Genomic DNA, 23,093 nt, shown 5'->3' with positions numbered 1-23,093 from the left:
CCCCCGACCCGGGAACAGTCACCTACCCGCGTCGGTCTCCGGCGCGGGCACGGTCGGCGCGGCGTCGTGCCGAACGGTCGATCCAGAACCGGGCACCCTCGGCGACTGCGTCGGTGACCGGGCTCGGGCGCCAGCCGAGTTCGCGTTCGGCCTTGCCGTGGTCCATCGGGGACATGTAATGCATCAACCGCACCGAGGTGATGGTCAGTTGTCGCGGTCGGCCGGTGATCTTGGCGAGCGCCGAACCGACTGCACCGCATGCATACAGCGACAACCGACCCAGGACGAGGCGGGGCGGTCTGCGCTCGGCGGTGCGTGCGGCGACGGCGATGATCTCGCCGAGATCGATGAAGCGCTCCGACACGATGTAGCGTTCGCCTCGGCTGCCGCGTGCGGCCGCGAGTACCAACGCGTCGGCGGCATCATCGATGCCGACCGACTCCGCGCGGATGCCCCGCACCGTGAAGGGCATCTTGCCCAGGGCGGCTCCCGCGACAAAGGCTCCGTGCGGTGTCGGCTGCCAGTCGCCTGAACCGTAGGTGTTGGACACACACATGGCGACTGCAGGCAATCCCCGCGTCCGCGCGTAGTCCACGACCAGGTTCTCGGCCGCGACACGCGACCGGACATAGTCCGATGCTTTGTCACCCCAGTTGAATTCGTCGGCCTCGCTGGCCGCGCGGCCCGTGACGCGGCCGATCGTCGCGAGGGTACTGGTGAACACGAACGAGTGCAGGTCGGCATGCACTGCCACGTCGAGGACAGCGCGCAGCGCCTCGACATTCGTGCGGAAGAGCGGTTCCGAATCCGTCAGCCAGGCGCGCGTGTCGACCACGCAGTAGTAGACGTCATTGCAGCCATCGAGGGCGGTGGACACGGTCGTCGCATCGAACAGGTCGCCGACGACCCGCTCGACGGCGAGATCGTCGATGCCGCGAGTGTCGCTCGTGTCGCGGACCAGCACGCGGACCTGCTCGCCGGATTCCACGAGACGGCGCACCACGTGCGAGCCGAGGAATCCGCTCGCGCCGATCACCAGTTTCACGAGAGCACACCGGGATTCAAGTCGTCGATGGCAGCGGCGGCACGCTCGAGCATGGTCGTGAACATTCGGTCACCGCGCTCGGTCGGCATCGCCGCGCCACACCCGAAGACGATGATCATGGGCGCTTGGATCAGCGAGTCGACGTAGTCGGACCAACAGTCGTCGAGGGAGTAGTCGGTCACGCCATGCGCGAGCAGCGCAGCATGATAGGCCGCCACCATCTCCCGTTCGTGAGCACGACGATCGTCGGTGCCCAGGCTGGTGGCGAGCAAGAATGCGATGTCGCGCAGGGGATTTCCCAGCGTTATGGTCTGCCAGTCGACGATCGTGACCGAATCATCTGGTCCGAACAGGATGTTGTCGATGCGGAGATCTCCATGGATCAGAGAGAACCGTCGAGGATCCCGTTCCAGCCAGTCCCCGGCAGTCGCGACCAGCCAGTCGATGGTGGCGGCCTCGCGACCGGAGAGGTCGAATCGCGAACGGAACGCATCGGCCATCGGACCGAGAACCGAGTCCATCAGGAGTCGGTCGTCGTGCGTGGGAAGCGCAAGGCCGGGCAGGAGGGTGAGGGTGCCATCGCACCACCGAGGTGCGTGCAGGCCTGCCGCTGCCAGGGCCACCGCATGAGCCTGCTCCGGGGTGCATCCGATGATCTGGTCGCCTTGAACCGACGGCGCCATGTCCTCGAGCAGCAGCACGAACTCGGTGTGGTCGTCGGAGATCACCGCTGCGTGACACAGCGGGATCGGGGCCGTCAGGGTGGGCGCCAGTTGCTGATAGAAGAGCACCTCGTTGTGGAAGACACCTGCTGCGAATTCGCGTTGCGCACGTTCACCGATCGCGAGTTTGGCGACCATCGTCCTCGGCAGGTCGCCGGGAGCCGCCCAGGTCGGGGTGAGCCGATATGAACCGGCCATCTGGCCGGACCCGACCGGCTCGGATTCGACAGACACGATCTCGGCGTCGTTCCCCGCCGAGCGCAACAGGTCTGACAGCCACGATGCGGTCAGACCATCGACGTCGGTGGGGATGGTCGATCGGCGGGCGTCACCGGCGTGTGAGATCGTCATCGGTCCTCAGACCGCGGCCGTCGAGGCGCCGACGACGACGTAGTCCCTCGATCGGCCCTCGCGCACCCAGAGCGTGCCGTCGCCCGCGCTCGGGCCCTCCTTCTTGAGTTCCCGCTTCAGGATCTTGTTGGTTGCCGTGGTCGGCAGGTCGCCGGCGATCCGCACATAGCGCGGCCACGCCTTGGGGGACAGGTCTGCCTGTGCGGCAAGCTGTTCGGCGAATCGTTCGGGGGTGAGTTCCTCGTCGTCCTGGAGGACGACGGCGGCCATCACCGCGTCGCCGACGTGCTCGTCGGGGACCGCATAGATCGCGACGCGGTTGACCTCCGGAAGGCGGAGCAGGATGCGTTCGATCGGCCCGGCGGCCAGGTTCTCACCGTCCACCCGCATCCAGTCGCCGGTGCGTCCGGCCAGGTAGATCCAGCCCTCGGCGTCTTTGTACGCGAGATCGCCCGACCAGTACATGCCGTGCCGCAGGCGCTCGCTGGTGGATTCCTCGTCGTTGTAGTAGCCCATGAACATGCCTGCGCCATCGACGTTCACCAACTCGCCGATCGCGTCGTCGGCGTTGGCCAGGGCGCCGTTCTCGTCGAACTCGACCCGGGGACATTCGGTGAGTGTCTCCGAGTTGTACACCGCCACATTGGCAAATCCCCGGCCGATCGATCCCTCTGGGGTGCCGGGTTCGCGAGTGATGATGATGGCGAGTTCGGTCGAGCCGAAACCGTCCCAGACAGTGCAGCCGAACCGTGTGGAGAAGTCGTTGATGTCGCGGTCGGTTGCCTCGTTGCCGAAGGCGACTCGCAGCGGGTTGTCGGTGTCGTCGGGTCGTTCCTCGGTCGCGAGGATGTAGGCCAGCGGTTTGCCGACGTAGTTCATGTACGTGGCGTGGTAGCGCCGGATGTCATGGAGGAACGTCGACGCCGAGAACTTCGCCGGCGCGATGGCGGCACCGCCACATAGCGCAACGCAGTAGCCGCCCATCAGTGCTGCCGAGTGGAACAGCGGCATCGACAAGTAGCAGACGTCGCCGGGCCCGATGCTGTATTTGTCCGCGAGAACCGGTCCGGCGAACGGGATCATCATGTGCGCGAACCGGACCGGCTTCGGGTTGCCGCTGGTGCCGGAGGTGAAGATCAGCATGAAGGTGTCGGTCGCGGTGGGTACCGAGTGGGGGACGAGTTCGCCTGCGGTGGAGGTTGCCGTGTCCCAGGCGGGTGTCGAGGTGTCGAGGATCTGCACGCCCGGGAGGTCCAGACCGTCGAGCAGCGGACGGTGCTCGGCGTCGGTGATCAGGATCTGGCAGTCGGCCCGGAGGATGTCGGCGGCGAGTCCGTCGCCCCTGCGGGTGTTGTTCACGCCGACCGTCACATATCCGCCGAGGGCCCCTGCGGCCAGCGCGATGAGCATGTCCGGCGTGTTGCCGAGCAGGGCGCCAACATGCATGGGACGCGTGGGATCGGCGAGGCCGAGCACCGCTGCGGCAGCGCGCTTGGCGTCGGTGACGTACTCGCGCCAGGACCACTGACTGCCCTCGTAGGTGATCGCCAGGTTGTCGTCGTCTGCGCGCTCCTGCAGGAGCTGGGTCACGGTCTCGGCCATGCCGCCACTCTAGAACGTGTTCTCATTTCTTGTGAACACATTCTGAAAAATGTCTACTCGTGGCCCGGCGGCCGCTGTGTTCAGCGGATGAACCATCCGACGCCGGGTGTCACGGTGAAGGCACGATCAGCCTTGCCGATGATGGTGGTGGTGAAGGAGATGCGGCCGTGACCGGCGCGGATCTCGGCCCCCGGCGATGGTTTGCCCGCGGTGCACGTGGCGAACACGACGTCGTCGGTGTGGTTCGTGCGTTCGTTCCGCCACGTGATGGCGACCCGCGTCTGGCCGAGATTGCGCGAGCATGCGTCGCCCACCGGCAGAATCCGCAGTCGGGTGGTGTCGGCACCTGTGGCGGTGGCCGCGAGGGTGGCAGCGAAGCCGCCGGAGAGCCCGTTCCGGTCGACGGTGACGCCCACATTCGGCACCTGGTCGACCCGCAGCATCTTCGGTGCCGCATTCGCGGTTCCACCGCCCGCGATCACGCCGATCGCCATGCCGGCGGCCGCGGCTGCGCAGGCGGCGGCCCGAATCGTTGTCCGACGTCCCGTCATCTGAGGTTCCCTCCAGTCCGATCGAGCACGTTCCGTGTCTGTCAGGGTGTCGGAGCGGGGTCTGGGCGTACAGATGTGCGCAGGTTCTGTTATGGATCCGAGACTGCCGCGGGGGGTTGCCTGCGGGGCGGGAGGTGCTGGTGAGGACACCAGATGTGAATGGTGTCTCATCTGCTCGTCCGAGCGTCCGCTCGGTTCGTCGGTCGGATGCTTGTGCTGATAGGACCGTAGACATGGTTGTCGACAGGGCCTCATCCACTCGCATCGTGCCGCGCGATCCCGTCACGGCGTTCGGCATCGGAAATGTCGCGACCACCGGACCGACGACCGTGCGCGCCGAGCAGCAGGTGAGTACGGACCTCGTGGACCACCGCGGCCGAATCGATCTACCGGCGCTCGCGGTGTTGTTCGATCACCTCGGTGGCCTGCCGTACTTCGCCTCCGATCCGGACGGGTCGCCATGCGTGCAGGCCCGTCTCGCCATCTCGATGCAGGGTGGTGTCGATGTGGGGGACCGGCTGACGGCGAATGCCGAACTCCTCATGCACGACGAGGCATTCGGGACCACCCGCGTCGACATCGTGACGTCGACGGGCCGGATCTGCTCTTCTGGAACCGCTCGCAACGTCGCAGTGGGTCGGACCTTCGACCACAACCCGACCGGCGATCGGGGCGCAGCGGCTCCACCCGGCAACTCCGACCTACCGGGGCTGCCGCTGCCGCCGGCCATCGAGCCCGGTCTCGATGGCCGGGTGATCATCGAGCAGATCGCCGCGGGTACGCGTGCCGCGGGCAATCTGACCGAACTGCTCAACGGTCGGGTCGACACCGTCGATCACCCGCTCGGCACCGGTGTGCGTTTCACCGTGGGCACCGAACCGTGGATGGGCAACGTGTTCGGCACGATGCACGGCGGCATCATCGCTGCCGCCGTCGCGCAGGGATGCTCGTTTGCCGGCCAGGCGAACGCGGCGGCCGGACGCGACTACCAGGTCGCCGATCTGGCGATCTGCTTTCTCCGGTCGCCTGCGGTGCAGGGCGCCGACGTCGTCGTCGAGGTGACGCCGGTGAAGATCGGTCGTCGGGTCGCGTCGTTCGACGCCGCCATGCATGCGCACGACGGGACGCTGCTCAGTCGCTGCTCCGCGGACGTCCACTACCGCTGACCGCCCGCCGACGGCAACCGAGATCCCGCCGACAGCAACGTCGATTCCTCGCCGTCGACAAAGCACCGGATTCGTCGCGCATTTGGGGTGCGGCCGGCGCAAAAACAATCACGCGTGATTGATTTTTCTGGCGGGCTGTGTGACCCTGATCGCATGTCGATAGTGGAGGGGCTCGTAGCAGATCTGACGGCGCAATCGGCGGAGCTCGACACCCTGGTCGCCGCTCTGGACGATTCCGAGTGGGCGCTGCCGACGCCTGCGGCCGGATGGTCGGTGGCGCATCAGATCGCCCACCTGTCGTGGACCGACCGGATGGCGACCATGGCCGCAACGGACCCGGATGCCTTCGGCGCGGCCCTCGAGAAGGCTGCCGACAACCCGACGGGTTTTGTCGACGAGGCAGCCGAGGAGGGGGCGACCGCGTCACCCACACACAATCTCGAGGGCTGGCGGACTGCGCGTGTGAACCTCGCCGACGCACTGTGTGCCGTCCCCGACGGTGTGAAGATCCCGTGGTTCGGCCCGCCGATGTCAGCGGCGTCGATGGCGACGGCACGATTGATGGAGACCTGGGCACACGGTCTCGACGTCGCGGACGCATTGGGCGTGACGATGGTGCCCACCGACCGGATCCGGGGTGTCGTCCACATCGGTGTCCGCACCAGGGATTTCGCCTACGCGGTCAACGGACTGACGCCACCGGCCACGCCGTTCCGATATGAGATCACCGCGCCGTCGGGCGACGTGTGGACCTGGGGGCCCGACGACGCAGCCGAGGTCGTGCGCGGGCCGGCAATCGACTTCTGCCAGTTGGTGACCCAGCGACGTGCGTTGGCGGATCTCGATCTGGAGATCATCGGCTCCGACGCGACGCGATGGGCGGGCATCGCCCAGGCCTTCGCCGGACCACCCGGACCGGGGAGGCCGTCGACCACTGCTGAACGAGAGGTCCACTGAGTCATGCCCGACACGAATGCAGGCAGGATCGTCCGGATCGGCAATGCCTCCGGCTTCTACGGCGACCGATTCTCCGCGATGCGGGAGATGCTCGAGGGTGGCGATCTGGACTATGTGACCGGTGACTACCTGGCCGAGCTGACCATGCTGATCCTCGGCCGGGACCGGATGAAGGACCCGAGATCGGGCTATGCCAAGACATTCCTGCGTCAGATGGAGGACTGTCTCGGTCTCGCCATCGACAAGGGCGTTCGCATCGTCACCAATGCCGGTGGTCTCAATCCGCACGGGCTCGCGGTGGCGCTGCGTGAACTCGCGGAGAGGTTGGGCATCAGCGCCGACATCGCTTTTGTCGACGGCGACGACCTCCTCGACCGCGCAGCCGAGCTGCAACTCGGGGACCCCCTCACCGCCAATGCCTATCTCGGAGCGTTCGGGATCAAGACCGCGCTCGACGCCGGCGCCGAGATCGTGGTGACCGGCCGGGTCACCGACGCGTCACTCACCGTCGGTCCGGCAGCCAGTGAATTCGGCTGGGAATACCACGATCTGGACGCACTCGCCGGTGCGGTGGTGGCGGGGCACATCATCGAATGCGGCGCCCAGGCGACCGGGGGCAATTACTCGTTCTTCCGTGAGTTGCCCCGGATGGGTCACCTCGGCTTCCCGATCGCGGAGGTCGCCGCCGACGGGTCGTCGGTGATCACCAAGCACCCCGGGACCGGCGGCGCGGTCACCGTCGGGACGGTCACCGCGCAACTGCTCTACGAGGTCGGCGGACCTCGGTACCTGGGTCCCGACGTCACCACGCGGCTCGACACCATCGAGCTCGCGCAGGCAGGCGACGATCGGGTGGCCATCGGCGGCGTGCGGGGCGAAGCGCCATCGGCGACCACCAAGGTGTCGCTGAACAGCCTTGCCGGAGTGCGCAACGAGATCACCCTCATCCTCACCGGGCTCGACATCGAGGCGAAGGCCGAGCTGTTCAAGGATCAGTTCACGGCGGCCCTGCCCACCGCGCCCGCCGAGATCGACTGGGAACTCTCGCGACTCGACCGTCCGGATGCCGAGACGGAAGAACAGGCGAGTGCGCTGCTCCGCTGCGTGGTGCGTGATCCCGACGCGAAGAAGGTCGGCCGGGCTTTCTCGTCGACTGCCATCGAACTCGCGCTCGCAAGTTATCCCGGGTTCGCGGCGACCGCACCTCCCGGACACGGCAACCCCTACGGCGTGTTCGAGCCGGGGTACGTGGATGCCACGGCTGTCGACCACCGCGTGGCCCTGCAAACCGGTGTGGTCGAACGTATCCCGCCGAGCCCCTTACGCGCCGAGGTGCCCGAGGACTCCGACGACGGGCCGGCAGAGACCTCCGCGGACTGGGGCCCGACGGCGTCGCTGCCGCTGGGCACGGTGGCAGGCGCGCGCAGCGGTGACAAGGGCGGAAGCGCGAACATCGGGGTGTGGGTGCGCGACCCGGAGCAGTTCCCCTGGCTCGACAGCACCCTCGACGTCGACCTGCTCCGAAAGCTGCTGCCCGAGATCGCCGATCTCCCGGTGCGGCGTCACCGACTCCCGAACCTCAATGCGGTCAACTTCGTGATCGACGGTGTGCTCGGACGCGGGGTCGCCGAAAACGTCCGATTCGATCCACAGGCCAAGGGCATGGGCGAGTGGCTGCGCTCGCGTCCGGTGCCCATCCCGATCGCCTTCACGAACAGCAAGGAGAGCAAGTGACGATCACCAGTCCGGTGTGGGACACCCCTGAGCGCCTCGAACTGCGTTCCACTGTCAGGGCATTCGTGGAGCGCCACGTGCTGCCCCATCAGGACGAGTGGGAGCGCGACGGGTTGATCCCGCGCGACCTGCATCGCGAGGCGGCGAAGCTCGGGCTGTTCGGTCTGGGAATCCCCGAGGAGGTCGGCGGGTCCGGTGGAGATCTCGTCGACGGCTCGATCCTGGGCGAGGAGTTCCATTACGCGGGAGCCGCAGGCGGTGTGTTCGCATCACTGTTCACCCACGGCATCGCGCTGCCGCATCTCATCGGGGCCGGTGATCCCGATCAGATCGACCGTTGGGTCCGGCCAACCCTCGCAGGCGAGAAGATCGGCAGCCTCGCGATCACCGAGCCGGGCGGGGGCAGCGACGTCGGGCACCTGCGCACGTCCGCGGTCCGCGACGGAGATCACTACGTGGTCAACGGCGCCAAGACCTACATCACCTCCGCCGTGCGCGCCGACTTCGTCGTGACCGCGGTCCGCACGGGTGGCCCGGGCGCTTCCGGCGTCTCGCTGCTCGTCATCGAGAAGGACACACCAGGACTCAGCGTCACCCGCAAGCTCGACAAGATGGGTTGGCGGAGTTCGGATACCGCCGAACTGTCGTTTGTCGATGCCCGCGTACCGGTCGCCGGTCTGGTGGGTGCGGAGAACTCCGGGTTCGCGCAGATCGCGACGGCCTTCGTCACCGAGCGATCCGGCCTCGCCGTTCAGGCGTACGCGAGCGCGCAACGGTGCCTCGATCTCACCCTGGACTGGGTCCGTGATCGGGAGACATTCGGAAAGCCCTTGATCGCACGCCAATCGGTGCAGGAGGCGGTGACCGAGATGGCCCGCCGCATCGACATCGCACGCACGTACACCCGCGCCGTCGTGGAACGGAAGGTGACCTCCGACGACGATCTGATCGCCGAGGTCTGCTTCGCGAAGAACACCGCGGTCGAGGCCGGCGAGTGGGTGGCGAACAAAGCGGTTCAGCTGTTCGGCGGGATGGGGTACATGACCGGCACCGAGGTGGAACGGCAGTACCGCGACATGCGGATCATCGGTATCGGCGGCGGCACCACCGAGATCCTCTCCGGTCTCGCGGCAAAACGATTGGGGTACCAGCGATGACGGCGATCCGATCCACCCTCGACCCGGCGGGTGAGGACTTTCGGGCGGCGAGTTCGTCGATGAGTGACAAGCTCGTCGAGATCCGGACCGAGTTCGACAAGGCACTCGCCGGTGGGGGCGAGAAGTACGTCGCCCGGCATCGCGAGCGTGGCAAGATGACCGCCCGCGAGCGCATCGAGATGCTGATCGACGAGGACTCGGCGTTCCTCGAGTTGTGCCCGCTGGCGGCGTACGGCTCGGACTTCCAGGTGGGGGCGTCGGCGGTCACCGGCATCGGCGTGGTCGAAGGCGTCGAGTGCATGATCGTGGCCAACGACCCGACCGTCAAAGGCGGCACGTCCAATCCGTGGACGCTACGGAAGATTCTGCGCTGCAACGACATCGCGCTGCAGAATCGACTGCCGATGATCTCGCTGGTCGAGTCCGGCGGGGCCGACCTGCCCACCCAGAAGGAGGTGTTCGTCCCCGGTGGCCGGATGTTCCGCGACCTCACGAGGCTGTCTGCTGCGGGGATACCGACCATCGCGCTGGTCTTCGGCAACTCGACCGCGGGCGGCGCCTACGTTCCCGGCATGAGTGATCACGTCGTGATGATCGAGAACGCGTCGAAGGTCTTCCTCGGCGGACCGCCGTTGGTGAAGATGGCGACCGGCGAGGACAGCGACGACGAGTCTCTCGGCGGTGCCCAGATGCACGCCCGTCAGTCGGGTCTGGCCGACTACTTCGCCGCCGACGAGCAGGACGCCGTCCGGCTCGGCCGGCGCATCGTGTCCCGGTTGAACTGGCGCAAGCAGGGACCCGGTCCGGTGGCCGAGGTGCTCGAACCACGTTACGACGCCGAGGAGTTGCTCGGCATCGTCCCGTCGGATCTGAAGATCCCGTTCAATCCGCGCGATGTGATCGCCCGCGTGGTCGATGACAGCGACTTCGATGAGTTCAAACCGGATTACGGCAGTTCACTGTGTACCGGTTGGGCCCGCATCCACGGGTATCCGGTCGGGATCCTGGCCAACGCCCAGGGAGTGCTGTTCAGCCAGGAGTCGCAGAAGGCGACCCAGTTCATCCAGCTCGCCAACCGCAGCAATACGCCACTGTTGTTCCTGCACAACACCACCGGTTACATGGTCGGCAAGGAGTACGAGCAGAACGGCATCATCAAGCATGGCTCGATGATGATCAACGCGGTGTCCAACTCCACCGTGCCGCATATCTCGGTGCTGATGGGAGCGAGCTACGGTGCCGGGCACTACGGCATGTGCGGACGCGCCTACGACCCACGATTCCTGTTCGCCTGGCCCAGCGCGAAGTCGGCGGTGATGGGTGCGGCCCAACTCGCGGGCGTCATCTCCATCGTGTCCCGGGCCGCCACCGAGGCGCGGGGAGGAACCGTCGACGAATCAGCCGATGCGGCGATGAAGCAGATGATCGAGGCGCAGATCGAGGCCGAGTCGGTCCCGGCGTTCCTGTCCGGCATGCTCTACGACGACGGCGTGATCGACCCGCGCGACACCAGGACCATTCTGGGGCTGTGCCTTTCGGCCATCGACAGTGGCCCGGTCGAGGGCACGTCCAACTTCGGCGTCTTCCGGATGTGAGGCGAACATGACAACCACGATCACCTCTGTACTCGTCGCCAACCGCGGCGAGATCGCCTGCCGCGTGTTCACCACCGCCCGCGCGATGGGTATGCGCGCCGTCGCCGTGTTCTCCGATCCCGACGAGGCCGCGCCGCATGTGCAGATGGCCGACACCGCCGTCGCGCTGCCCGGCTCGACGTCGGCGCAGACGTATCTGCGCGGCGACCTCATCATCGCGGCGGCACAGGCGGCCGGAGCGGACGCCATCCATCCGGGCTACGGGTTCCTCTCGGAGAACGCGGAGTTCGCGCAGGCGGTGATGGATGCCGGGCTCGTCTGGATCGGTCCGCCACCGGCCGCGATCGCGGCGATGGGTTCGAAGGTCAACGCGAAGAAGCTGATGGCCGACGCGGGGGTACCCGTGCTGGGCAACATCGATCCGGCCGCCGTGACGGCCGACGACCTGCCGCTGCTGATCAAGGCATCAGCAGGCGGTGGTGGTCGCGGGATGCGGGTGGTTCGTTCGCTCGACGAATTGGGTGACGCGGTCGCCGCTGCCGCGCGAGAGGCGGAGTCCGCCTTCGGCGATCCCACGGTCTTCTGTGAGACCTACGTCGAGCGTGGGCATCACATCGAGGTCCAGGTGATGGCCGACCGGCACGGGGCGGTCTGGGCGGTCGGCGAACGCGAGTGCTCCATTCAGCGCCGGCACCAGAAGGTGGTCGAGGAGGCGCCTGCCCCCTTGGTCGAGCGTCTCGGGGGCGACCTGCGCGACCGTCTCTACGCGGCGGCGCGTACCGCGGTGGCGGCGATCGGATACACCGGAGCTGGCACAGTGGAGTTCCTCGCCGACGAGAGCGGCCGATTCTTCTTCCTGGAGACCAACACCCGACTGCAGGTCGAGCATCCCGTGACCGAGCTGACCACGGGCACCGACCTGGTGTCGTGGCAGTTGCGAGTGGCGATGGGTGAGCATCTCGACGTCCGACCTCCCGCCGCATCCGGGCACGCCATCGAGGTCCGTCTCTACGCCGAGGACCCCGCTGCCGACTGGCAACCGCAGTCGGGGACCGTGCACGCGATCGAGATCGCCGACGACGTCCGGTTCGGCCTCCTCGACCGCCCGGGCATCCGGGTCGACTCCGGTATCGAGGCGGGCAGCGAGATCTCGACCTTCTACGACCCGATGCTGGCAAAGGTGATCAGTTGGGCGCAGGACCGACGGCAGGCGGCGGCGATGCTGGCGCGTGTCCTGTCCGACGCACGTATCCACGGTCCCGTCACCAACCGGGACATGCTCGTCAACACCCTGCGCAGCGAGGCGTTCGGGTCCGGCCGCACGGACACGGGATTCATCGACAGCATCGGTCTCGACGTGCTGGCCAGGTCCCTCGCCGGTGGTGAGGACGTGCGTGTCGCAGCCGTCGCGGCAGCGCTTGCGGATGCGGCGGAGACACGCGGCCGGGCCACAGTGCAGGCCGGATTGCCCGCGGGGTGGCGCAATCTGGCGTCGGGGTATCAGGTCAAGCGGTACCTCGACACGCGCGCGGACGATCCGGAGATGGAGGTCCGCTACCGGCATGGGCGCGGCGGCATCGATCTGCCGGACCTGCCCGGTGTCTCGGTCCTCCGGACGTCCCCGGATCGGGTCGTCGTCTCCGTCAACGGAGTCCGCCGCACCCTGACCGTCGCGCGCCATGGCGATCACGTCTTCGTCGACGGACCCGGTGTCGCAGTGTCACTGCGGCGGGTGCCGCGTTTCGTCGATCCGTCCGCGGTGGCGCGCCCGGGCTCACTGCTCGCGCCGATGCCGGGTGCCGTCATCCGGGTCGCGGTCATCGAGGGGGAGCGTGTGGTCGCCGGGCAGCCGATGCTCTGGCTCGAGGCGATGAAGATGGAACACACCGTGACCGCACCCGCCGACGGCGTGGTCGCCACGCTGTCGGTCCAACCCGGACAACAGCTTTCCGTCGGTGACGTACTGGCGGTGATCAGCGCCGACGACGGGAATGACGCCGGCACCGGCACCGTAGAGGACCATTCGGACAACCCGAACCAAGAGGAGAGAGTCGGATGACCGCACACCTGGATGACATTGCCGCCAACCCGTTCGTGGAGAGCCCTGAGCGGGCGGACCTGCGGGCCTCGGTGGCGGCCTTCGCCGCGAAGTACGGTCAAGAGTACTTCCGGGAATGCGCCCGTGAGGGACGCAAGACCGACGAGATGTGGTCCGAAGCAGGGAAACTCGGTTTCATCGGGGTCAACCTGCCGGAGGAGTACGGCGGTGGTGGCGCCGGGATGTACGAACTGTCGATCGTGATGGAGGAGATCGCCGCGGCCGGTACCGGGTTGCTGATGCTCGTCGTCTCACCGGCCATCTGTGGCAACATCATCGCCCGTTTCGGCACCGATGAGCAGAAGCAGCAATGGATTCCGGGCCTTGCCGATGGCACGATCACGATGGCGTTCGGCATCACCGAGCCCGACGCCGGATCGAACTCACACCAGATCACCACCACCGCGCGCCGCGACGGTGACGAGTGGCTGCTGACCGGTCGTAAGGTCTTCATCTCCGGTGTCGACCAGGCCGAGGCGGTGCTCATCGTCGCGCGCACCGAGGACGCCAAGACCGGCAAGCTCAAGCCCGCGCTGTTCATCGTGCCCACCGACGCACCGGGTTTCGAAGCAACGATGATCGACATGGAACTACAGAACCCGGAGAAGCAGTTCCAGCTCTTCCTCGACGACGTCCGTCTGCCTGCCGACGCACTGGTCGGTTCCGAGGACGCTGCGTTGAGCCAGTTGTTCGCCGGGCTCAATCCCGAACGCATCATGGCCGCGGCGTCCGCGGTCGGAATGGGCCGCTTCGCCCTGAACAAGGCCGTCGCCTACGTGAACGACCGAACGGTCTGGAAGACGCCGATCGGGGCACATCAGGCGATTGCGCATCCGCTGGCCGAGGGCAAGGTCCAGATCGAGATGGCCAAGCTGATGATGCAGAAGGCCGCCACGCTGTACGACGCGGGTGATGACTGGGGCGCGGCCGAACCGGCGAACATGGCCAAGTACGCGGCCGCCGAGGCGTGCGTCAGGATCGTCGACCACGCCGTGCATTCGATGGGCGGCAACGGATTGACGAGTGAGTACGGGCTGGCGCCGATGCTCAGCCTGGCCCGTATCGCGCGGATCGCGCCGGTGAGCCGGGAGATGATCCTGAACTTCGTCGCGCAGACCAGCCTGGGTCTGCCCAAGTCGTACTGAGGAGGTCGCCGATGACCGAAGTCGTCCACACCGATATCGCCGATGAGGTCCTCACGCTCACACTGGACTCTCCGGCGAATCGCAACGCACTGGGCGAGGCGCTGGTGGCGCAGCTTCTCGACGGTTTGCGCGCCGCCGAACGAGACCCTGGCATCCGCGCCGTCGTGCTGACGCATGCGGGCGGGACATTCTGTGCCGGTGCGGATCTGAGTGAGGCACTGGCGCGCGGCGCCGACGTCGAAGAGGCGTCGGCGGCCGGCACGTCGGCGATGCTCGACCTGATGCGGGTCATCCTGGAGATGCCGAAGCCGGTCATCGCCAAGGTCGACGGACACGTCCGCGCCGGTGGCTTCGGGCTGCTCGGTGCCGCCGACATCGCGCTGGTGGGACCGCGGTGCACGTTTGCGCTCACCGAGGCCAGGCTGGGCCTGGCGCCGTCGGTGATCTCCTTGGTGTTGCTCCCGAAGATGACCGCGCGGGCCTCTGGCCGGTACTTCCTCACCGGCGAGACCTTCGACCCGTCGGCCGCGGTCGAGATCGGACTCGTCACCGAGGCATTCGCCTCGGCCGACGACCTCGATGCCGGTCTGACCTCGGTGCTGGCCGGCATCCGGCGTGCCTCGCCGCAGGGCCTCGCCGCATCGAAGATGCTCACCACGGCGACCGTGTTGTCGAGCTTCCGCGGTCTGGCCCGCCAGCGCGCCGACGAGTCGGCCGCCCTGTTCGGTTCCGACGAGGCCCGCGAAGGCATGACCGCGTTCCTGTCGAAGCGTTCGCCGCGGTGGGACCTGGGTGCGCAGAAGGAATGACGCAGAAGGAATGACGCAGAAGGAATGATGCAGTGGAATCGATGACGAGATGACCGTGGGCTCCCGCACGCCGCCGCCGCGCGAGCCGCGTCAGGAGCGTTCCCGCATCACCCGGGAGCGACTGTTGCGGTCGACCATCGAGGCGCTCGCCCACGACGGCTGGTCGGCGGCAACGGTGGCAGCGGTCGCCGAACAGGCCGGTGTGTCGCGAGGCGCGGCGCAGCATCATTTCCCCACCAGGGAGGCCCTGATCACGGCTGCTCTGGAGCAGGTCTTCGAGGACATGACCTCGACCGCATCGACCGCGATCACCGCGATGCCTGCGGGGCCGGACCGGATCGCCGCGGCCGTCGACCGAGCGGTCAGAATCTACACCGGTACGGAATTCAAGGCGGCGCTGCAGGTCTGGGCCGCGGCGGCCTCAGACCCCGCGCTGCGTCAACTGATCCTGCCGATGGAGGACAGGTTCGCGCACGCGGCCCATCAGATGACGGTGGAGGCGCTGGACCCCGACGGCGCCAATCCGCAGGCGCACAACGTCGCGCAGGTCACCCTCGACCTCGCCCGCGGACTCGGGCTGGCCGACACGCTCTCCGACGACTCGAAACGCCGCGCGCAGGTCGTCGCGACGTGGACAGAGTTGGTGGCCGCTGCACTACGGTCGGCCGAAGGTGTGTGACTCACCGGGCGCGCCGGTGCCGTCGGCGGGAAACCGGTTGCTCACGGCGGGACACGGCTGAGCACGGTGGCGTCGCGGCCCGGCGAACTCCGATTCAGCGCACGGTGACGCGCACCGCGTTCTCGTATTTCGTACGCACATCGGGTGGTGTCGATTCCGGGAACGTCACCACCAGGTCGAGCACCTGGTAGGCGGAGTCCTGGGCACCCGCGTATGTCGTGGCCCGGCCGGTGGTCGGGAACTTCAGGAACGTCGCCTGATCGAATGCCGTGGCGCCGGTACAGCCGGCCGTCGGACATACCTGGGCGGTCACGTCCTTTTCGCCGGTCAACTCGAGGTTCTGACCACGGACGGCATCGGCGATCTGCGTGACCGATCCGGGATCGATCGGGTTGTCCACCACCGATTGGGTCGCGACGCCGGACTCCGAGGTCGGTGTCGACGCCGGCTCCCCACCACATGCGGTCCCACCGAGCAGACACGCACCGACGACGATCGATGACGTCCAGAATCTCGTCACGGTCCTGTTCACACCTTCACCTCCGTCGCCGGCCCTCGTCTCCTTCCTACCGGGCGCCGACCGGCCGCCGATGACCGGGTGGGGCCACGGCCATCGATTCGTCCGCCCCAATGACCTCATGTGCGCCTGCGCGGCTGCCATGATTGCCGACGTGGGTGCACTGCTGATAGCGCTCGTTCTCCTCGCGCTCGGCGCCGGCATCAGTGCCTGGCGTGAGCCGCGCCGATTGTTGCCGGGCATCTTCGGAACGGGCGCGGTCGTGGTCGTGGCGATGATGGTGGTCGCTGCGGTGGTGGGTGCCCGCGGACGCGAGTTGTCGGGTGCCATGGTGCTCGCGGTCGTGGCGGTGGCCGGGCTGGTCGCCGCGGCCGTGCTCGGTGTGTACCTGGTTCGCACCGGAGTCGAGCTGGTGCGCAGGGAGGGCCTTCGCCCGTCGATGATGCTGTCGGCCACGCTGGGGACGCTCTTGCTGGTCTATGTCGTCGGCGTCGCCATGGGCCTGGTGGTCGGTTGGCTGATCCCGACCTCGGACCACCGCCTGCTGGTCGTCCTCGCGGCGATCGGTGTGCCTGGCGCCTATCTCGGCTTCGCGCTCCTGGCGCTGGTTCTCTGGTCGGTCGTTTACGACGCATGGGCTCGACGACGGGTCCGGCGCGATCCGGTCGGCGCCGTGGTCGTGCTGGGTGCAGGCCTCATCGACGGACGCCGGGTGGGGAGACTGCTGGCAGGCAGGCTCGATCTCGCTCATGAGGTGTTCGACCTGGCTGAGGCGTCGGGCCGCCGACCGATCATGATCTGCTCCGGTGGGCGCGGCGCGGACGAGGAGATGTCCGAGGCGGCAGCGATGTCGGACTATCTGCTGGCCCACGGGATACGTGGCGATGCCGTGCTGGCCGAGGATGATTCGACCGACACCGCCGAGAACATCGCCTTCTCGGCCGAGCTTCTCGCCGATCGAGCGGTTGCGGGGCCGATTGCCGTCGTCACCAGTGACTTCCATGCGCTGCGTGCCGCAATGCTGATGCGCAGCAATGAGATCGACGGGTTCGCCACCGGGGCGCGCACCGCGTCGTACTTCGTCCCGAACGCCGAGGTTCGCGAGTTCGCCGCGATCATGTGGAAGCACCGGTGGCTCAACCTCGCGCTGGTCGTGGCGCTCTCGGTTCCCTGGCTCCTGGCCGTGTGGAACGTATCGGTCAGCTGAATGGTGACGAGACCGAACCGACGTGGACCGGCCCGGACACGGAAGGGGAGATTCGTCGTGTCCGGGCCGGGGTCGGTCGCCGTCGATCAGGCGTCGTGGATGATCACACCGCGAATGTTCTTGCCGTCACGCAGATCCTGATAGCCCTCATTGACCTGGTCGAGGGTGTAGGTCTGGGTGATCAGCTCATCGAGCTTGAGCTGGCCCGCGTCGTAGAGCCGGAGCAGTTTGACGATGTCGTATTGCGGGTTGGCCGACCCGAACAGGCTGCCCTTGATCGTCTTCTGGTTCAGGGTCAGATCGGTTCCCGACACCTGGACAGTGAGTTTCGTCGGGTCGGCGAGGCCGGTGATGACCACCGTGCCACCCTTGCCGATCACTGCCGTGGCGTTCGCGACGACCTGCTCGTCGACGGTACCGACCAGGATGAGCGCCTGATCGGCTCCCTGGCCCCAGGTCAGTTCGTCGACCTTCGCCGCTGCCTCGGCCGCATCGGCGAAGGCATGTGTCGCACCGAACTTGATCGCGGTGTCACGCTTGAGTGCCACCGGATCGACCACCACGACGTGCTTGGCGCCTGCCGAGACCGCACCCTGCACCGCGTTGATGCCCAGGCCGCCGATGCCGTAGATGACGCAGGTGTCGCCCGCGCGCACGCCGCCCGCGTAGACCGAGGTACCCCATCCCGACGGCACGCCACACCCGACGAGGACCGCTTTGTCCAACGGCAGCCACTCGTCGACCTTGACCACCGAGTGCTGCGAGATCGTGGCCCGCTCGGCGAATGTCCCGAGCATGCACATCGCTCCGAAATCGTCTCCGCCGGAATGGAAGCGGAACGACCCGTCGGGCATCGACCCCTCCAGGATGGTGGCGCCCATGTCGCACAGGTTCTGTCGACCGGTCGAGCAATAGCGGCAGGTGCCGCAGTTGGGGATGAAGCTGCAGACGACGTGATCGCCGGGCTTGACCTTGGTGACGCCCGGGCCGACCGCCTCGATGATGCCGGAGCCCTCGTGGCCGCCGACGATCGGATAACGCGGCGGCAGGTCGCCGTCGGTCAGGTGGAGGTCGGAGTGGCAGAGTCCGGCAGCGGTGTATTTGATCAGGACCTCGCCGTCCCTGGGCTCGTCGAGATCGAGTTCGACGAGTTCGAACGGCTTGCCCGGGCCGGTGAGTACGGCCGCCTTGGTGGTGATGGACATGTGTGAGTGCTCCTTTGCGAATTGGGTGTCGGCTCAGAGCGCGACGTTGACGGCCTTGGTCTGGGTGTACAGATCGATCGCGGAGCTGCCGAGTTCGCGACCCCAGCCCGACTGCTTGTACCCGCCGAACGGCATCGCGGTGTCGAAACCGTTGTACTGGTTCACCCACACCGAACCGGCCTTGACCTGCCGTGCGGTCTTGTGGGCCTTGGACAGATCGGTGGTCCAGATGCCTGCCGCCAGTCCGTAGATCGAGTCGTTGGCGGCGGCGGCCACCCCGGTGTCGGCATCGAACGGGAGAGCGGCCACCACGGGACCGAAGATCTCCTCCGACACGATCGAGAAGCTGGGCTCGACGTCGACGAAGACGGTCGGTTCGATGAAGAATCCCTCTTCGCCCCAACGCTTTCCGCCGGTGAGTGCGCGGGCGCCGTCGGCCAGTCCCGCGGACAGGTAGCCCGACACACGATCGAACTGTTCCTGGCTGATCAACGGTCCGAGCTCGGTGGCCGGATCGAGTCCCGGACCGATCTTGGCCTGCGATGCCGCCTCGGCGACTGCGGCTGTGAAGTCGTCGAAGATGGGTCGTTCGACGAAGAGTCTGGTGCCCGCGACGCAGCACTGCCCGTGGTTGAACATCCACGCCGCGACCGATCCGGCCACGGCCTTCTCGAAGTCCGCGTCGGCGAACACGATGTTGGGGCTCTTGCCGCCGAGTTCGAGGGAGACCTTCTTCAAGTTGCCCTTCGCGGCCTCGACGATCTTCTTGCCGACCTCGGTGGAACCGGTGAAGGCGATCTTGTCCACGTCGTCGTGGGCGGCCAGTGCGGCACCCGCCTCGCCGTAGCCGGTGACGATGTTGACCACGCCGGGCGGGAATCCCGCTTCCTGGAAGATCTCTCCGAGGAGCAGCGCGGTCAGCGGGGTCTGCTCGGCGGGCTTGAGGATGACGGTGTTGCCTGCGGCGAGCGCAGGCGCGAGCTTGAACGCGGCCATCAGCAGTGGGAAGTTCCACGGCACGATCAGGCCGCACACGCCGACGGGTTCGCGCAACGTGTAGGCATGGAACTCACCGCCGGGCACGAACGGCATCGACACGTCGACGGTGCTGCCGGTGATCTTGGTGGCGAGTCCGGCGTTGTAGCGGAAGATGTCGGCCGACCACGCCATGTCGACTGCGGTCGCGACGGTCGCCGCCTTGCCGTTGTCGAGGGCCTCGAGTTGCCCGAATTCCGTTGCCCGCTCGCTGAGGAGGTCGCCGACCTTCCAGATCAGCCGCTCGCGCTCGTTGGGCTTCATGCGCGACCACGGGCCGGTGTCGAAGGCCTGCCGTGCCGCGCGGACCGCCCGGTCGATGTCGGCTGCGTCGCCGTGCGCGACGGATGTGATCGGTCGGGCGGTGGCCGGGTCGATGGTCTCGAAGGTCCGTCCCGATTCGGCGAACACCCACTCACCGCCGATCAACATCGGTCGGTCGCGGGATATGAAGTCGCGTACCCCGTGGAGCAGGTCGGTGGCAACGGCGGTCATGAAACCTCCTGGTCAGGTGGCGAGATCTGAGTGATCTGGGTCATAGATGTGACCTGCTTCATTTCTGCCACCGATGCGACCGGCCGCCCTGTCCAGAATCTGAACACCGGCCTGCACAGCGCTGTCGACCGGCGCGGGCGGTGTCCGGTGGGCAGCACGTTGCTCTCGACGTGAGACGACGTTGCTGTCAGCGAATCCCGGGTTGCCCTGGGCGGGTGGCGGGGTAGCCGCGGTTGGGGATCAGATCCCCAGCGCACGCATCCGCGCGTACAGGGTGGTGCGGCTGATCCCGAGGTCGCGAGCGGCGTGGACCTTGTTGCCTGCGGCACGGTCGAGCGCATCGACGATCGCTGTCCGTTCCGCCTGCTCGCGGCCCGAGAGGTGGGCGGCGCGACTCGTGGTGCGATATGCGGCGGGCAGATCGCCCGGCTCGACGACCCGGGCCGCCCGGCCCACGCATGCCGAGGCCGACTGCCGGAGAACAGCATTGAGTTCGGAGAAGTTTCCGGGCCAGTCCTGGCACAACAAGGCATCGGTGGCCTGCCCCGACAGCGAGAGTCCTTCGTCGATCTCCGTCAGCATCGCGGACGCGAGCGCCGCGAGCTCGGAGGTGCGATGTCGCAGCGGCGCGAGGTCGATGCGCGTGACACAGCGGGACAGCAGGGCCGCGACGCCGGAGCCGACGTGTTCGCGCGGTCCGCTCACGACCACCAGGGGAGCCTCCCGGGTGGCCTGCGCAGCCGCCTTGCCGAGGATCGCGACCGATCGGTCGTCGAGCAGATCGGCGCCGTCGATGATCAGCGGCGAGCGTTCCCGGCGGGCGAGTGCGAGCGCGGCGAGGACGTCGGGGTGGCGTCCCGCGATCAACTCGTCGGCGACGTCGAGAACCATCGGCGGGACCTGTGCGTCCACCGTGGCCGATCGCGCGTGGGTGCTCCGGCCGGTGCCCGGTTCGCCGGTGATCGCCACGCTGCACGCAGGCGCCGTGGCGATCACGGACGGCGTGGCCGGGGCGGCAACGATCGGACGGAAACGGAACAGCGCCGCCCCGGATGCGCCGGCAACCGGCTCGACCTGGACTTCCACGTCGATGCCGGACACCAGGGTGAGCGGCATGACGGTTTCGCGCAGACGGGGATCGGCGGCGACCATGCGAAGGGCGCCGATGTCGGTGGGCGAGAGCAACTCGGCCGCCAGCGCGTTCGTCAGTTGGAGATCGTCGCCGATCGCGGCGACCGCGATGTCCCGCCGTGGCGCCGCGCGCTGGAACGCGTCGAGCACCCGTCGCTGATGGGCTCGGGAACGATCCAGCAGCCGGTCGGCGATGTCGGCCACGATCCCGTTGACGAAGGGCACCGCCAGCGGGTTGATCTGGTCGGAGATCTCCGTCATGCAGATGATGCCGGCCAGCCGCCTGGTGGTCGGATGGATGATCGGCTGACCGAAACAGCTGAGCGACTTGAACTGCTCCAGGTAGTGCTCGCGCCCGTTGATCGCGATCCCGCCGCGGATCTCGGCCGGCGTACCGAGTGCCGTCGTACCGACCATGTCCTCGCCGAACGGCACACCGGGTGCCGCTCCCACATCGTCGAGTCTGCGTTCCAGCGCGCTGCCGGACGCCACCCGGGAGACCATCCGGCATTCGTGGTCCACCAGCAACAGGCTCATGTCCGTGTCACCGAGCCGCGTGGCGGCGTCGTCGAGGATCGGTCGGGCGGCATCGAGCAGGGGATCGGCCGACGCGATGTCGACCAGGGTGGTCGGGGTCGCGTCGTCGGGGCGAACCCCGGACAGGGCCGATCGACGCCACGAGTGCTCGATGACCGGGCGCGGGGGTGACGATTCGGAGGGGTGGGCGAGTGGATCGATGCCCTAACGTGACACACATCACCCCGCTGCGCCAGCCCCGGGGCCCGCTGCGCGCGGTGACCGGCAGGCCGTCGGCGGGTGGGGCACCCGCGACTACGGTTGACACCATGCGCGTCGCGACCTGGAACGTGAACTCGGTCAAGCAACGGATCCCGCGATTGTTGCCCTGGCTCGACCAACGAGCGCCCGACGTGGTCTGCCTGCAGGAGACCAAGCTCTCCGACGACGCGTTCCATGACGTGCTGGGCGCAGACCTCGCGGAGCGCGGCTACGAGGTCGCCCATGTGGGACAAGGGCAGTGGAACGGTGTCGCCATCCTGTCGCGAGTCGGACTCGCCGACGTCCGGTCGGGCTTCGACGGGATTCCGGGGTATCCCGAGCCGGACTCGCCGACCGAGGCGCGTGCGGTGTCGGCCACCTGCGACGGCGTCCGGGTGTACTCGCTCTACGTACCCAACGGCCGGGAGCCCGACTCAGACCACTACCACTACAAACTGGAGTGGTTGGCGCGTCTGCGGGACAGTGTCGCCGCTGCATCGGGTGGCGCCACCGCCGACAGCACGATGCTCTGTGGCGACATGAACATCGCGCCGACCGATGCCGACGTGTTCGATCCGGCTGCCTACGAAGGCCATACGCACGTGACGGTGCCCGAACGCCGGGCGCTCGCCGGTTTCGAGGAGTTGGGTCTGCGCGATGTGGTCCGCGAGCGATGGCCCGACGACCGCGTCTTCAGCTACTGGGATTACCGGGCCGGGATGTTCCACAAGGACCTGGGGATGCGGATCGATCTCGTCCTCGCCGGTGGGCCCGTCGCCGATCGGGTGGCATCGGCGTGGATCGACCGGCAGGCGCGCAAGGGCAGCAAACCCAGTGACCATGCACCGGTCGTCGTCGATCTGGACAATGCGCCCGACGGCGACATCGGCCCGGTCGTGCCGCCGCCGTCGAACCCCGCGAAGCGTGGCGCCGCGAAGGTGAAGCTGCCCCAATCGACCGAATAACCTTGGCTCCGAGCGGAGTTCGCCGCTGTCGTCTCATCGGTCGACATTCGGTGTGATCTGGCGCACGTGCCCGGCCTTCGGGGCGGTTTTGTCCGGATGCCGGGCTACTGTTCAGCCGTCTCTCAGGATCTCGCCTGAGGGCAGTCAGGG

At 67.5% G+C, this 23,093-nt stretch carries 19 protein-coding genes; 11 read left to right on the top strand and 8 right to left on the bottom strand.

Annotated elements, in window-relative coordinates; translation table 11 throughout:
• Positions 1–22: 22 nt before the first annotated feature.
• From IDF66_RS04730 to IDF66_RS04715, 4 genes are all read right to left on the bottom strand, one after another.
• A complete protein-coding gene (locus IDF66_RS04730; RefSeq protein WP_190265869.1) occupies positions 23–1,045 on the bottom strand; it encodes an NAD-dependent epimerase/dehydratase family protein in 1,023 nt (340 codons plus the stop codon).
• The gene (locus IDF66_RS04725; protein ID WP_190265868.1) at positions 1,042–2,118 is read right to left on the bottom strand and encodes an oxidoreductase family protein; all 1,077 of its coding nucleotides are present in this window, start codon (positions 2,116–2,118) and stop codon (positions 1,042–1,044) included. Before IDF66_RS04725 ends, IDF66_RS04730 begins: the two co-directional genes overlap by 4 nt.
• Positions 2,119–2,124: 6 nt before the next feature.
• Positions 2,125–3,720: a fatty-acid--CoA ligase FadD1 gene (gene fadD1, locus IDF66_RS04720; RefSeq protein WP_190265867.1), complete on the bottom strand. Its 1,596-nt coding sequence runs from the start codon at positions 3,718–3,720 to the stop codon at positions 2,125–2,127.
• An 80-nt stretch (positions 3,721–3,800) separates the two neighbouring features.
• A complete protein-coding gene (locus IDF66_RS04715; protein ID WP_164308608.1) occupies positions 3,801–4,271 on the bottom strand; it encodes a hypothetical protein in 471 nt (156 codons plus the stop codon).
• A gap of 266 nt (positions 4,272–4,537) precedes the next feature.
• On the opposite strand from IDF66_RS04715, the gene IDF66_RS04710 reads away from it, so the two are divergent.
• The 9 genes from IDF66_RS04710 (at position 4,538) to IDF66_RS04670 (ending at position 15,611) form a co-directional block, all read left to right on the top strand.
• Positions 4,538–5,437, top strand: a complete 900-nt coding sequence (locus tag IDF66_RS04710; protein ID WP_317628589.1) for a hotdog domain-containing protein — start codon at positions 4,538–4,540, stop codon at positions 5,435–5,437.
• A 153-nt stretch (positions 5,438–5,590) separates the two neighbouring features.
• Positions 5,591–6,394: a TIGR03084 family metal-binding protein gene (locus IDF66_RS04705; RefSeq protein ID WP_190265865.1), complete on the top strand. Its 804-nt coding sequence runs from the start codon at positions 5,591–5,593 to the stop codon at positions 6,392–6,394.
• A gap of 3 nt (positions 6,395–6,397) precedes the next feature.
• Positions 6,398–8,128, top strand: coding sequence for an acyclic terpene utilization AtuA family protein (locus IDF66_RS04700; RefSeq protein ID WP_190265864.1), 1,731 nt, complete (start codon positions 6,398–6,400; stop codon positions 8,126–8,128).
• A complete protein-coding gene (locus IDF66_RS04695) occupies positions 8,125–9,285 on the top strand; it encodes an acyl-CoA dehydrogenase family protein (RefSeq protein WP_190265863.1) in 1,161 nt (386 codons plus the stop codon). Before IDF66_RS04700 ends, IDF66_RS04695 begins: the two co-directional genes overlap by 4 nt.
• Positions 9,282–10,880: an acyl-CoA carboxylase subunit beta gene (locus tag IDF66_RS04690; RefSeq protein ID WP_190265862.1), complete on the top strand. Its 1,599-nt coding sequence runs from the start codon at positions 9,282–9,284 to the stop codon at positions 10,878–10,880. Before IDF66_RS04695 ends, IDF66_RS04690 begins: the two co-directional genes overlap by 4 nt.
• Positions 10,881–10,887: 7 nt before the next feature.
• Entirely contained in the window at positions 10,888–12,939 is a 2,052-nt protein-coding gene (locus tag IDF66_RS04685) for an ATP-binding protein (protein ID WP_190265861.1), read from the top strand.
• Complete coding sequence (locus tag IDF66_RS04680) at positions 12,936–14,123, top strand: acyl-CoA dehydrogenase family protein (RefSeq protein WP_164308615.1); 1,188 nt, start codon at positions 12,936–12,938, stop codon at positions 14,121–14,123. Before IDF66_RS04685 ends, IDF66_RS04680 begins: the two co-directional genes overlap by 4 nt.
• 11 nt (positions 14,124–14,134) lie before the next feature.
• Positions 14,135–14,932 (top strand): enoyl-CoA hydratase family protein, encoded by a 798-nt coding sequence (locus tag IDF66_RS04675; protein ID WP_190265860.1) that lies wholly within the window; start codon positions 14,135–14,137, stop codon positions 14,930–14,932.
• 49 nt (positions 14,933–14,981) lie between these two features.
• Positions 14,982–15,611 (top strand): TetR/AcrR family transcriptional regulator, encoded by a 630-nt coding sequence (locus IDF66_RS04670; RefSeq protein ID WP_164308617.1) that lies wholly within the window; start codon positions 14,982–14,984, stop codon positions 15,609–15,611.
• Positions 15,612–15,705: 94 nt separating this feature from the next.
• On the opposite strand, the gene IDF66_RS04665 is transcribed toward IDF66_RS04670, so the two are convergent.
• Positions 15,706–16,143, bottom strand: coding sequence for a hypothetical protein (locus tag IDF66_RS04665; RefSeq protein ID WP_164308618.1), 438 nt, complete (start codon positions 16,141–16,143; stop codon positions 15,706–15,708).
• A gap of 139 nt (positions 16,144–16,282) precedes the next feature.
• On the opposite strand from IDF66_RS04665, the gene IDF66_RS04660 reads away from it, so the two are divergent.
• Positions 16,283–17,335, top strand: coding sequence for a YdcF family protein (locus IDF66_RS04660; protein ID WP_190265859.1), 1,053 nt, complete (start codon positions 16,283–16,285; stop codon positions 17,333–17,335).
• An 86-nt stretch (positions 17,336–17,421) separates the two neighbouring features.
• Here the strand turns inward: IDF66_RS04660 and IDF66_RS04655 are convergent, their stop codons facing one another.
• The 3 genes from IDF66_RS04655 to IDF66_RS04645 all read right to left on the bottom strand — a co-directional run bounded on the left by IDF66_RS04655 (position 17,422) and on the right by IDF66_RS04645 (position 21,738).
• Positions 17,422–18,540, bottom strand: a complete 1,119-nt coding sequence (locus tag IDF66_RS04655; protein WP_190265858.1) for an NDMA-dependent alcohol dehydrogenase — start codon at positions 18,538–18,540, stop codon at positions 17,422–17,424.
• A 33-nt stretch (positions 18,541–18,573) separates the two neighbouring features.
• Positions 18,574–20,070 carry an aldehyde dehydrogenase family protein gene (locus tag IDF66_RS04650; protein ID WP_190265857.1) on the bottom strand — a complete coding sequence of 499 codons (1,497 nt, stop codon included), beginning with the start codon at positions 20,068–20,070 and terminating at the stop codon, positions 18,574–18,576.
• Positions 20,071–20,310: 240 nt separating this feature from the next.
• Positions 20,311–21,738: a helix-turn-helix domain-containing protein gene (locus IDF66_RS04645; RefSeq protein ID WP_223309111.1), complete on the bottom strand. Its 1,428-nt coding sequence runs from the start codon at positions 21,736–21,738 to the stop codon at positions 20,311–20,313.
• Positions 21,739–22,046: 308 nt separating this feature from the next.
• Between IDF66_RS04645 and IDF66_RS04640 the strand changes: the two genes are divergently transcribed.
• The gene (locus IDF66_RS04640; RefSeq protein ID WP_190265856.1) at positions 22,047–22,943 is read left to right on the top strand and encodes an exodeoxyribonuclease III; all 897 of its coding nucleotides are present in this window, start codon (positions 22,047–22,049) and stop codon (positions 22,941–22,943) included.
• Positions 22,944–23,093 lie beyond the last annotated feature (150 nt).

The organism is Gordonia hankookensis (assembly GCF_014673215.1).
In the GTDB taxonomy this organism is placed as follows: domain Bacteria; phylum Actinomycetota; class Actinomycetes; order Mycobacteriales; family Mycobacteriaceae; genus Gordonia; species Gordonia hankookensis.
This window is presented reverse-complemented; position numbering and strand designations above follow the sequence as displayed.